Below are 11,796 nucleotides of genomic sequence, written 5' to 3' on the forward strand. Positions count from 1 at the left end.
CCCAGGATCGGCACGGTCTGGCCGTTGGTTTCAATGGCCTCGCGCAGGTCGGCGACGTCATTGGGGTCGAGCCGGTCGGCGGGGCGGTCGTCAGTGATCACAACCGGGTCAAGCTCCCAGACGTGGTGCGAATCCACCGCGTCCCGGGCCGCGCGCAGGGCGCGATTGGTGGACATCATCGAGCCGCCAGCGGCGGCCGGGGCAGGGCCCCCCGCCGCCGCGAGACTGTCGAGCATCGACATGCGTTTCTTTTTTCCAGTGGTCATTTGCGCCCCCAGGTCTGCTGGATCAGCTCTGCGATTTCGTCGTTGACCGCGTTCAGGCTCTCGATCGCGCGGTCATAGGTGGAGCGGGTAAAGGCCGAGCGTTCCACCTCGTAGAGGGTTTGTTTGGTCAGGCCGGCATCGGAAATCGCGGTGGATTTCAGCATCTGCGCGTTCAGCACCTTTTCGCCATACATGGTGCGCAGGAAGGCGACGATGCGGTTTTGCGGCGCGTCCGAGGGCTCATAGCGGGTGAGCACATAGCGCATCCAGTCATGCGACATATCGGCGCCGCTTTCGGCGATCACATCCATCAGATCGGCGGTCATGCGCAGGAATTGCGACATCGACATCACGTCGAGCATCTCCGGGTGGATGGTGACCAGCACGCCGGTGGCGGCGGACAGCGCCGACATGGTCAGAAAGCCCAGCTGCGGCGGGCAGTCGATCACCACCACGTCATAGTCGTCATCGACCTGCGCCAGCGCGTCCTTGACCCGAAAGAAGAACAGCCCCGCCTGGCCCTGCGCCAGCGCGCGGGGGGTCTCGTGTTCAAATTCCATCAGCTCCAGATTGCCGGGAATGAGGTCGAGATTGGGGATATAGGTCTTGCGGATGACCGAGGCGATGGGGGCAGGGTCCTCATAGCGGATGGCATCATAAAGCGTGCCGCCGTCTTGCAGATCGAGCTCGGGCTGCACGCCGTGCAGCGCTGTCATCGAGGCCTGCGGATCAAGGTCGATCGCCAGCACCCGGTAGCCCTTGAGCGCCAGCCGCTGCGCCAGATGCGCCGAGGTGGTGGTCTTGCCGGAGCCGCCCTTGAAGTTCATCACCCCGATGATCTGCATATGATCGCCGTCGCGCCGCCCGGGCAGGTAATCCCCGGCTTTGCGTGCGGTTTTTTCCAACAGATGGCGCAGGTCGAGCATATCCTGCACGGAATAGAGCCGACGGTTGCCGGGGGTGAGCTCGGGCGAGGGGCCCTTGCCGTCCAGATGCAGTTTGCGCAGGTAGCTGTCGTTGACGCCCAGAAGGCTCGCCGCCTCGCCTGAGGTGAATTTCCGCATCATCTTGGCGGCATCGGGGGGAAAGAGATTCTCGCGCTGCGAATGCAATTGCGCCGCCAGCCACTCCGAATGCTGCCGGATCAGTTGGTTCAGATCCTCGTGGACCGCCTCGGCGGCGGATTGATCTGCGTCTCCGATACGCCCGGAGTGCATGTCACCAGTGGTCATTGCGCGTTTCTGCCCTCGCATTATATACGTGATCAGGGGCGGACGAGCGGCAATATGCCTTGTTAGAGCCTGAACTGCTCCGACCGCTGCTGCCCGCCAGCGTGTTCACGGAAATCGACGTTTGTCGTTATCTTTTCGTGACTATTTACCTTAACGTGGGATTCGCGCAAGGTTTTTCTAAATCTGGTGGCGCAAGTTATCCACAGACATAGCCACAGGCTATGCGCTGCGCCGCGAAAGGTCGAGCAGGGACTTCGCCCTTGTTAGAGCCTGTTTTGCGCGAAACGCCGGGCCTTGGCCGCTGGGGCTTCCGCTTTGTCGCACAAATGTATAACAAGAAAGCCAAGGCGGGGCAGCCGAGCCGGTTGCGCCATTGAGAAAGGTGGATCGGATGAAAACCAGTTCGCTCACCCGTCGTCTGGCGGGGCTTGGCGGTGCAAAATGGGATCTCTATACGGCGGCCCGTCAGCGATTGGCGCGGGGCGAGGAGATCATCGAGATGACGATCGGCGAGCCCGATGTCGCGATGCCCGAACAGATGACCGAAGACGCCATCGCGGCGCTGCGGGCCGGGCGGACGCGATATTCCGAAGGGCGCGGCGAGGCCGGGCTGCTGAACATGCTGGCACAGTATTACACGGCGCGGCGGGGCAGGGCGTTTGAACCTGAAAACGTGATGTGTTTTCCGGGCACCCAGACCGCGCTTTATGCGGTGATGCAGGGCGTGGCGGAGGCGGGCGACGAGGTGCTGGTGGGCGATCCCAGCTATGTGACCTATGAGGGGGTGATCCGGGCCAGCGGTGCCGAGATTGTGACCGTGCCCCTGCGCGCGGAACATGGCTTTCGGATGCAGGCGGAGGATATCGCCGCGCGCATCACCCCCCGCAGCCGGGTGATCCTGCTGAACACGCCGCATAACCCGACCGGCGCCATCCTGCGACGCCGGGAGCTGGAGGAGATCGCGGCGCTGGCGCTGGAACATGATCTCTGGCTGATCTCGGATGAGGTCTATGAGGATCTGGTATTTGACGGGGCCGAATTCCTGTCGCCCCTGGCCTTGCCGGAGATTGCGGATCGCACCATTGTGGTCTCGTCGATATCCAAATCCCACGCTGCGCCGGGGCTGCGCAGCGGCTGGGCGGTGGGGCCAAAGAGCTTCACCGAGGCGCTGCTGCCGGTGTCGGAAACCATGCTGTTTGGCAATCAACCCTTTATCGCTGATATGACCGAGCGCGCGCTGCGGGAGGGATCCCCGGTGGCGCAGGGGATGCGACAGCGCTTTGCCCGGCGTGCGACCGATCTGGCGGCGCGGCTGGAGGCGGAAACCGCGCTGCGGGTCAACCGACCGGAGGCGGGGATGTTTGCGCTGGTGGATGCCGGCCCGCTTGGCCTGACGGGCGAGGATTTTGCCTGGGCGCTGCTGGATCAGGGCAATGTTGCGGTGATGCCGGGGTCGTCATTCGGCAGCTGCATGCAGAGCTGGGTGCGGGTGGCGGTGAGCGTCGATGACGCGGTTCTGGCCCGCGCGGTGGACCGGATGGTGGAGGTCGCAAACCGCCATCGCGCCGCGGCAGAGTAGCCTTCGCGCCGCGCGCGGGGCACAGATTCTGTTGTGTGTCGGTTGAAACCGGGGCATTGGGCGTTTTATCAGGAGTCACTTTGGGGTCTGGGGCCTCGGTTTTCGCAGGAGAGGCGTCATGGGCAACAACCACCCGCGTGAGGGCACGATCTGTATCGTCGGGCTGGGCTATGTCGGGCTGCCGCTTGCGGTGGAATTCGCGCGCCAGCGCCCGGTGATCGGGTTTGATATCAACGCCGAGCGGGTGGCGGAGCTGCGCGCGGGCAAGGATCGCACCGGCGAGGTCAGCACAGAGGAACTCGCGGCGGCGCCGCATCTGACCCTGACCGCCGACGCGGCAGAAATCGCAGGCGCGACCGTCTATATCGTGACCGTGCCGACCCCGATCGACAAGAGCCGCCGCCCGGATCTGCGCCCGCTGCTCGCGGCGAGCGAAACGGTGGGAAAGGTGCTGAAACCCGGCGATATCGTGGTCTACGAATCCACTGTCTATCCCGGCGCCACCGAAGAGGATTGCGTGCCGATCCTGGAGCAACACTCGGGGCTGGTGCTGAACCGCGATTTCGGCGTCGGCTACAGCCCCGAGCGGATCAACCCCGGCGACAAGACCCGGCGGCTGAGCGATATCGTCAAGATCACGTCGGGCTCCTCGCCCGAAACAGCCGCTGAGGTCGATGCGCTTTATGCCAGCATTGTCACCGCCGGCACCTATAAGGCGGAGAGCATTCGGATCGCCGAGGCCGCCAAGGTGATCGAGAACAGCCAGCGTGACATCAATATTGCGCTGGTCAATGAGCTGGCCAAGATCTTTGACCGCATGGGGCTGGATACCGAAGCGGTGCTGAAGGCGGCGGGGACCAAGTGGAACTTTTTGCATTTCCGCCCCGGCCTGGTCGGGGGGCACTGCATCGGGGTGGACCCCTATTACCTGACCCACAAGGCGCAGGAGCTGGGCTATCACCCCGAGATGATCCTGTCGGGGCGGCGGCTGAACGATGGCATGGGCGCCTATGTTGCGCAGCAGATGATCAAGGCGATGCTGCGGCGCAAGCTGCATGTGGTGGATTCGCGGGTGCTGGTGATGGGGCTGACCTTCAAGGAAAACTGCCCCGATCTGCGTAACACGCGGGTCACCGATGTGATCGCGGGATTGCAGGATTTTGGTGTCAGCGTCGATGTTTACGACCCCTGCGCCGATCCCGCCGAGGCCCGGCGCGCCTATGGGATCGACCTCGTCGCCAGCCCCGAGCCGGGGCAGTATGACGGGATCATCCTGGCGGTGGCGCATGAGGCGTTTCGCGAAATGGGGGCGGAGCAGATCCGCGCCCTCGGCAAGGCGGATGCGCTGCTGTATGATTTGAACCCCCTGGGCAGGAGAGGCGAATGAAGATCTGTGTGATCCATACCGGCGGCACCATTGGCATGGTGGCCAGCGCACGTGGGTTTACCCCCGGGGCAGGGGTGGTCGAGGCGGAGCTGGACCGGCTGCACCGCGCCGGTGAGATCACCGCCGATTACGATGTGATCACGGCCGATCCGCTGATCGACAGCGCCGATGCGGCGCCTAAGGACTGGAACTGGATGATGGCGCAGATCGCCGGGGCGGCGGCGCGCTATGACGGGTTTGTGCTGACCCATGGCACCGATACGCTGGCCTTCACGGCGGCGGCGCTGGCCTTTGGTTTGGTGGGCTTGCAGCAGCCGGTGATCCTAACCGGGGCGATGTTGCCGCTGACGGAAAAGGGCAGCGATGGCACCGCGAACCTGCGCGATGCCTTTGTGGCGGCGCAGACCGCGCCCGCCGGGGTCTGGGTGCAATTTGCAGGCCAGCTGTTGCATGGCGCGCGGGTCAGGAAATCGCATTCGCTGGCCTTTGATGCTTTCCGGGCCTCGCCCAGCGATGCCGCCCCGCTGCGCGCCGGGCCGGAGCTGCGGGTGCAGCCCTATTCGGCGGTCTCGGCGCTGATTGCGGCGGTGGCACCGGGCATGAACGCCGATCTGGTGGCGCTGGCGGCAGAGCGGGCCGAGGGCGTGGTTCTGCGGGTCTATGGCTCTGGCACCGTGCCCGAGGGTCTGGGGCTACGCCGGGCCATGCAGCAGGCGCGCGACAGCGGCGTTCCGGTGCTGGCGGTGAGCCAATGCGCGGAGGGGGGGATCTCGATCGGCACCTATTCCGCCGGGGCGATGCTGGCCGATACCGGTGCCATTGATGGCCGCGACATGACGGTCGAAGCCGCCTATGCCAAGCTTCTGCATGCGCTCTCGGTCACTGGCGACGCAGAGGCGCGCCGGCAGCTTTTGCAGACCCGTTTGTGCGGCGAATGGGCGGAGTAGCCCGGCGGCGTTCACAAACTGCCCAAAGCTTAGGCATTGCATCCCGGGGGTGAGCGACGTATTGCGCCCGCGTGTACACGTTCGTGGAGAGTAGAGATGCAAATGCTTGAGCAGGTCTTTGGCGTCATTGGCGATCTGACCTGGGGGTGGTCCCTCGTTCCGATATTGGTGATCTTCGGGTCGTTTATCACCGTGGCAACCGGCTTTGTTCAGCTGGAGTATTTTGGCCGCATGTTCCGGGTGCTGACGCGGGGCGGCACCGACAGCGGCAAGATCTCGGCGCGCGAGGCGCTGCTGGTCTCGGTCGGGGGGCGCGTGGGCGGCGGCAATATCGCCGGTGTCGCGGTGGCCATCACCCTGGGCGGGCCGGGCGCGGTGTTCTGGATGTGGGCGATTGCCCTTATCGGCATGGCGACCAGCCTGGTGGAATGCACCCTTGCGCAGCTCTTCAAACGCGCGGATCCGGCGTCGGGGCAATATCGCGGCGGGCCGGCGCGGGCGATCCTGCATGGGCTGGGCGAAAACTACCGCTGGCTTGCGGTGCTTTATGCGATCTGCCTGCTGTTTGCCTTTGCTTTGGGGTTCAACGCGTTTCAGGGCAACACGGTTGCCGGCGCGGCGGAAGCCTCGCTGGGGATTGACCGGCTCTGGACCGGCGGGTTTCTGGCCGTTTTGACCGGGATCATCGTCTTTGGCGGCATCAGCCGGATTGCCAAAGCCTCGGAGGTCGTGGTGCCGATCATGGCGGTGGGCTATATCCTGATGGCGGTGATCGTGATCGTGATGAACATCGGCGATCTGCCCGGGGTGCTGGTGTCGATCGTCAAGAACGCCTTTGGCCTGGAAGAAGCGGTGAGCGGCGGCATGGGCGCGGCGATTGCCCAGGGTCTGCGGCGCGGGCTGTTTTCCAACGAGGCGGGGCTTGGCTCGGCGCCCAATGTGGCGGCCACGGCAGAGGTCAACCACCCGATCAGCCAGGGCATCACCCAGGCGTTTTCGGTGTTTATCGACACCATCGTGATCTGTAGCTGCACCGCCTTCGTGATCCTGCTGAGCGATGCCTATGTGCCCGGGGCGACCGGCATTGACGGGGTGGCGCTGACGCAGGCGGCGATGGTGTCGCATCTGGGGGCCTGGACGCAGTATTTCATGACCTTTGCGATCCTGCTCTTTGCCTTCTCCTCGGTGATCTACAACTACTATCTGGGCGAAAACGCGATCTCGGTGCTGACCAAGAGCCCGTTTGCCACGGTGGCGCTGCGGCTGGTTGTCGTGGGCATCGTCTTCCTCGGGGCGGTGGCGCCGAATGCGACCTCGGTGTTCTTCTTCTCGGATCCGATGATGGGGGTGCTGGCGCTGGTGAACCTTCTGGCGCTGATGATGCTGTTCCCGATCGCGCTGCGGGTGCTACAGGATTTCCGCAAACAATTGCGCGCTGGGGTCGAGCGCCCGGTGCTGGATGTTGCGGCTTTCTCGGATCTGGATCTGGACCCCAACGCCTGGCCCAAACGAAGCTGAGCCAGAGCCAATCGCTGACAACAGGCCGCCCTTGGGTGGCCTGTTTTGCGTTGCGGTGGGTGCGTGCCGGGGATCGGTCTGTTCATGTGGACTTTACTAGTGGTTCATATGAACTATATTGACCCCAAAGGAGTGCCACCATGCAAGTTGCCGTCCAGACCCGTGACCCCGCGCAGATCACTGCCGTTGCGCTCAAGGCCTATGCGCGGGTGGTGGAGGCCTGGGGGTTGAGCCTGAAAGAGGCGGCGGCGCTTGCCGATATGTCCGAAAGCACCTGGAAGCGCGCCAAGAAGCCGAATTTCGCGGGCGAGCTGACCAAGGACCAGCTGCTGCGGCTCAGTGCGGTGATTGGCATCTACAAGTCGCTGGAGCTGTATTTTTCTGACCCGCTGGCGCGGACATGGATCACGCGACCCAACGCGGGGCCGTTATTTGGTGGTCATCGCCCGGTCGAGACGGCGATCGAGGGCGGCCTGCCGCAGATCCTCGCCATTCGGACCTATCTGGACGCGCTCAGGGGCGGGGCATGAGGCAGACCGAGATTTCGGATCGGGGTCTTGTCCGCCTGCTGCCCGCCACCTACCACAAACCGCCGACGCTGCGCGGCCTTGTGGATAGCGACGAGGAGCTGGAGATTCTGGCGGAGCTGGAAGGGCTGACCAGCGGCCGGCTGATCGCCGAGAAGGGGCGCAACCCGCATCTGGACCCGCGCGAGCTGGCCTGGCAGCGCCGCAGCCGCGATCTGCGCATCTATGGCGACAGCCACGTCAACGCCGCCTTTAGCTATACGCGGCAGGGGGGCAACCGGTTCAACAGCGAAACGCGCGGGGCCTTGTATTGCGCCTGGGATGTTCGCGTGTCGGTGAGCGAAGTGGCCTGGCACCGCACGCGGGAGCTTGGCTTTACCGGCTGTTTCGAGGATCGCGCCCGCTACGTGGAGCTGCTGGCGGATTTTATCGGCGTGTTTGACGACCTGAGCGACGAGCCGGACCATCCGGCGCTGGAGGCCGACCCGGAGGTTGGATATCCCGAAGGCCAGAGCCTGGCGCAGCAGCTGCGCCGGGCCGGGTCGCGGGGGTTGATTTACCCCTCGGTGCGCGCCCCGGCGCCGGGCGGCAGCTGTCTTGTCTGTTTCGAGCCGCGCGCGATCCAGAACGTCCGCCCCGGGGCCTCCTGGGATCTGGTCTGGGAGGGCACAGCGCATTATTCGCTCCATGCGGTGGCCTGAACCCAGAGGCGCGGCGCGGGGTTAGCTGGCGGCGCCCGCGCGCAGCGGGGCGGGTTGCGGCGTCTGTACCTCGATTTCGCCGCTGTCATGCACGGTGATCTGCTGGCCCTGCTGCAAGCCGTGGATGCCGCGGGTGCCGACCAGCATCAGGATGTTCTTTTCCCGTGCCACGATGGCCATATGGCTGAGCCAGCCGCCCACCGCGCTGACCACGGCGCCGGCCTGTTGCACCTGCGGCAGCCAGGCGGGGTTGACCATCTGGCAGACCAGGATATCGCCGGGCTGAAACCCCTCGAATGCGGCCTCGCCATAGGCGGATTCATCCTCGACATAGAACACCCGACCGCTGGCCTGACCGGAGCCCGCCACGCAGGTGCCGCCAAGCGCCGTGTCGCTGTCGCTGCGGCGCTGTCCGGCGCTGAGCTGTTCGCAGTCCAGAAGGCTCAGCTCCGCCTGTCGCGGCGCGGCCCCCTGACAGAGCGCATCATGGTCGCGGCGGCGCTGCGCCAGGTCGCGCAGGGCCTCCGGGGCCTGCCAGTCACCTTGCAACACTTCCTCCAGCGTCAGATGGAAGACCAGCTCCTCCAGCCCGCTTAGCGCGCCAAGCGCCAGCAGGGCGCGGCGCAGCTCGGCCAGCACCCGCAGGGCCTCGTGTTTGGCGCGTTCCTTCTGGTCCTGATAGCGGATTGCCATGTCGATGGTCTCTCGCAGCTCTGGCGGCAGGGCGGCGGGCAGCGGATCCGGCGAAAGCGGTTCGGCCTCGACGTCCAGCAGGGAAAAGAGCAGGCTGGGGGCCTCGTGATAGCGCGGCGAGGAGAGCTCGTAATCAAACATCGAGCGATGGCCCATCAGCGCCAGCGCGCGGGCCTGTGCCACCTCGGCGGGCCCGCGACATTGCGCCAGAAGGCTGGCGGGCGAGTGGTGCAGATCGGCTTGCATCAGATGGCTGCGCAGTGCCGGATCCCCCTGCGCGGCGGCGCTGGCCTGCTGCATCGCAAAGGCGGCGAGCATGTTGATCTGCTCCACCTCGGCGTAGATTTCGGTCACGAAATAGCGTTGCAGGCGGGTGATATGCGCCAGCAGCTTGGGCCGGGGCAGGGCGCTGACATGGATCGCCTGCCAGTCTTCGAGCTGATCGTGCAGGGCGGGCAGCACCTGCTGGTCAAACCGCGCCAGCGCCGGGCGCAGCTGCTTGCGCAGCTTGTTGGCGCGGCTGCCGCGCAGATCCATCGCCAGCTGTTGTTTCAGCCTCGTGTCCACATAGGTGCGGCCAAACAGGCGGACCAGATGCGCGTCGCGCCCCTCCGGCAGGTTATAGGGCAGGCCAAGGGCGCGGCAGGCGAGGTCCAGGCTGCCGCCGGGGGCCCAGAGCCGGGTCATCAGGCTGAAGGAGAGCGGCGTCGGGCGCGGCAGCACCTCGCTCATTTCGTCCTGCTCCAGGATGATCTCCTCCGCCGCGCGGTCGTCATAGCGTTTCAGCAGTGCCCGCCAATCGGCGGCGCGGGCCTGATCCGCGGGGCTGCCCACCGCCATCGTGGTGATGTCGCGCGATTGCAGGATGTAGAATTGCCCATCCGCCCAGGCCCATTCGATATCTTGCGGGCCGTCAAACAAGGCCTCGATCTCGCGGCCCATCTGCAAGAGCGCGGCGGTATCAAAGGGCGCCGGGGGGGTGCCTTCTTCGGCGGTGAGGCTGTAGCGACCATAGCGGGCGTTGCCGGGGGTCTTGCGACCGGAGACCAGATCCTCGCCGCAGCCTTCGACCCATTCCAGCAGCATCATGCCGGGGGCCTGCGGATCCTGGGTGAAGAGAACCCCGGCGTAGTCAGCCGCGATCATGCGCTGGACCAGGATATTGCCATGGCCGGCGCTGTCGCCCTGATAGCTGCCCGCGCGGGCGGAGGTGAAGGAGGCCAGCACCGTCTCCAGCGCAGCGGGCAGGTCCGGGCCGGTGACATCGAGCACCGAGTCAAACACCCCGGCAAAGCTCTGATCGGCGCCGTCTTCGTGGCTGGCGGAGGAGCGCACGGCGCAGGGGGCGGGGCCGATGCGGCGCCAGATCCGGGCCGCTTGCTGGCAGCGGTTCGCGGCGGACATGGCGGCATAGCGGTTGAGGAAGGGCGGCGTCAGCACGATGGCATCGGGCACCGGAAAACCGGCATTGGCCAGACGCGACAGACGCAGCGCCTTGTTGCCCGCTGTTGCCAGACGGGCGGTGTTGCGCAGGGCAAAGGCCCCGCGTGGCAGGCTGGAGAGGCTGCGCAGGGCGCGCAGCCCGCGCCCAAGTGCCCCACACACATAGAGATATTGCAGCAAAAATCCCGAAAGGCTGATGCTGAGATAGGCGTTGCCCGCCGCCGAGAGCCGATAGGTCAGCACAAAGAGCGCCGGAAGCCCGAGGCCCAGCCAGAGCAATGCCGCCCGCCGGGACTTGGCCAGCGCCAGCAGCAGATAGATCCCCGCCAGCGCGCAGGTCAGCAGGGGCGCGATCCAGGTCGGGTCCGGCGCGCCGAGGTTTTCCACCCAGAGGAAGGGCGTGGCCAGCGTTGCCGAGGCGCGCTCCACCGATTGCAGGCCAAGCATCATCAGCGGCAGGAAGAGCAGCGCGGTCATATTGCGCAGCGGTGTCAGGCCGAGGCTGCGGTAAAAGGCGCGGATTGCGCGGGATTTTCGCAAAGGGTCCGCCGCGAGGCTGGCCTTGATCCGATCCAGCTCGGCGCGATGGGTGCGCAGGGCGATCTGGTCGCGCTCGGATTTCAGCGCGATGGGCAGCACCAGCAGTCGCGAGATCGCCGCCAGCATCAGCAGGCTGACCATGATATGCGCATGCATGTGGCCCCAGATCAGCGCGGCGCTGATAAGGCTGATGGCCTTATCCCAGAGCGAGCTGTTTTTCTCGGCCAGCCAATGGGCCACATGGGGTTTTGGGGGCGGCGCGACAAAATACTCCCAGGGCACGGTATAGCGCCCGGCAAAGGGGATGCCCGCCTCGGACAGCTCCAGCCCCAGAACCTGGCTCATGAAACAGCTGCGACGGTCATAACAGGCGGCGACGGTGGGGGTGTCATCCAGCGCGGCAATGCGCGATTTCAGCTCGGCCGTGGGCAGGGCGCGCAGCGGGATATTGATCGCGCCGGGCAGATGGCCGGTCGCAAAATCGCCGGGATAGCGGGTGTCCACGATTTGCAGCGGGCCCTGGTCGATCAGATCGGTGAAATCATCGGTGCTGAGCAAGTGGTCCTTGTTGGGATAGTCAGGAATGGCGCGCAGGTCCGAGAGGCTCTGGACGCGGGTGTCGGAGAAGGGGCGGGACTCCACGATCCATTTCTCGATCCCGCCAGCGATGAAGCGGCAGTCGATGCCCATCTTGGCGAGCTTGGCACAGGTCTCAGAGCTGCGGTTTCCATTATGGCAAAACAAGACCACGCTGTCGCCCGGCTGCACCGGCGGCGCGGAGGTGAAATCGGGAAAGCGGATATGGGTGGCCCCGGGCAGGGTGCCCATGCTGTTCTCGCCGGTTTCGCGAATGTCGAAAAACGGCACCTCGCCCGCAGCGAGCAGCGCGGCGGCCTCGGCGGTGCTGAGGCCCTGGGGGTGGGTTTCCTGCGCGACGTAGCTGGTTTCCTTCAGGTTCGCGTC

At 65.4% G+C, this 11,796-nt stretch carries 8 protein-coding genes and 1 pseudogene; 6 read left to right on the forward strand and 3 right to left on the reverse strand.

Annotated features, from left to right (window positions below):
• Both HCZ87_RS12995 and repA read right to left on the reverse strand, forming a co-directional pair.
• Positions 1 to 266: pseudogene (locus HCZ87_RS12995) on the reverse strand (plasmid partitioning protein RepB); the annotation flags it as partial.
• The gene (repA, locus tag HCZ87_RS13000) at positions 263 to 1,483 is read right to left on the reverse strand and encodes a plasmid partitioning protein RepA (RefSeq protein ID WP_167644315.1); all 1,221 of its coding nucleotides are present in this window, start codon (positions 1,481 to 1,483) and stop codon (positions 263 to 265) included. The gene repA and the pseudogene HCZ87_RS12995, both read right to left, overlap by 4 nt.
• 406 nt (positions 1,484 to 1,889) lie before the next feature.
• On the opposite strand from repA, the gene HCZ87_RS13005 reads away from it, so the two are divergent.
• The 6 genes from HCZ87_RS13005 (at position 1,890) to HCZ87_RS13030 (ending at position 8,157) form a co-directional block, all read left to right on the forward strand.
• Positions 1,890 to 3,077: a pyridoxal phosphate-dependent aminotransferase gene (locus HCZ87_RS13005; RefSeq protein WP_167644301.1), complete on the forward strand. Its 1,188-nt coding sequence runs from the start codon at positions 1,890 to 1,892 to the stop codon at positions 3,075 to 3,077.
• A gap of 118 nt (positions 3,078 to 3,195) precedes the next feature.
• Complete coding sequence (locus HCZ87_RS13010; protein WP_167644303.1) at positions 3,196 to 4,464, forward strand: nucleotide sugar dehydrogenase; 1,269 nt, start codon at positions 3,196 to 3,198, stop codon at positions 4,462 to 4,464.
• Complete coding sequence (locus HCZ87_RS13015) at positions 4,461 to 5,411, forward strand: asparaginase (RefSeq protein WP_167644305.1); 951 nt, start codon at positions 4,461 to 4,463, stop codon at positions 5,409 to 5,411. Before HCZ87_RS13010 ends, HCZ87_RS13015 begins: the two co-directional genes overlap by 4 nt.
• A gap of 96 nt (positions 5,412 to 5,507) precedes the next feature.
• Entirely contained in the window at positions 5,508 to 6,929 is a 1,422-nt protein-coding gene (locus HCZ87_RS13020; protein ID WP_167644308.1) for a sodium:alanine symporter family protein, read from the forward strand.
• Between the two features lie 140 nt (positions 6,930 to 7,069).
• Positions 7,070 to 7,459: an MbcA/ParS/Xre antitoxin family protein gene (locus HCZ87_RS13025; protein WP_167644310.1), complete on the forward strand. Its 390-nt coding sequence runs from the start codon at positions 7,070 to 7,072 to the stop codon at positions 7,457 to 7,459.
• On the forward strand, positions 7,456 to 8,157 hold the full coding sequence (locus HCZ87_RS13030) for an RES family NAD+ phosphorylase (protein WP_167644311.1): 702 nt from the start codon (positions 7,456 to 7,458) through the stop codon (positions 8,155 to 8,157). The genes HCZ87_RS13025 and HCZ87_RS13030 overlap by 4 nt, the downstream gene beginning before the upstream one ends.
• Positions 8,158 to 8,178: 21 nt before the next feature.
• Here HCZ87_RS13030 and HCZ87_RS13035 read toward each other — a convergent pair.
• The coding region (locus HCZ87_RS13035; protein WP_167644313.1) for a PEP/pyruvate-binding domain-containing protein at positions 8,179 to 11,796 on the reverse strand (3,618 nt) is incomplete at its 5' end.

The sequence above is a fragment of the Phaeobacter sp. HF9A genome (assembly GCF_011806385.1).
Lineage (GTDB): Bacteria > Pseudomonadota > Alphaproteobacteria > Rhodobacterales > Rhodobacteraceae > Epibacterium.

Coding starts and splice junctions, on each gene's coding strand:
- HCZ87_RS13010 (WP_167644303.1), top strand. CDS start 3,196: ATGGGCAACAACCACCCGCGTGAGGGCACGATCTGTATCGTCGGGCTG.
- HCZ87_RS13025 (WP_167644310.1), top strand. CDS start 7,070: ATGCAAGTTGCCGTCCAGACCCGTGACCCCGCGCAGATCACTGCCGTT.
- HCZ87_RS13005 (WP_167644301.1), top strand. CDS start 1,890: ATGAAAACCAGTTCGCTCACCCGTCGTCTGGCGGGGCTTGGCGGTGCA.
- HCZ87_RS13015 (WP_167644305.1), top strand. CDS start 4,461: ATGAAGATCTGTGTGATCCATACCGGCGGCACCATTGGCATGGTGGCC.
- HCZ87_RS13020 (WP_167644308.1), top strand. CDS start 5,508: ATGCAAATGCTTGAGCAGGTCTTTGGCGTCATTGGCGATCTGACCTGG.
- repA (WP_167644315.1), bottom strand. CDS start 1,483: ATGCACTCCGGGCGTATCGGAGACGCAGATCAATCCGCCGCCGAGGCG.
- HCZ87_RS13030 (WP_167644311.1), top strand. CDS start 7,456: ATGAGGCAGACCGAGATTTCGGATCGGGGTCTTGTCCGCCTGCTGCCC.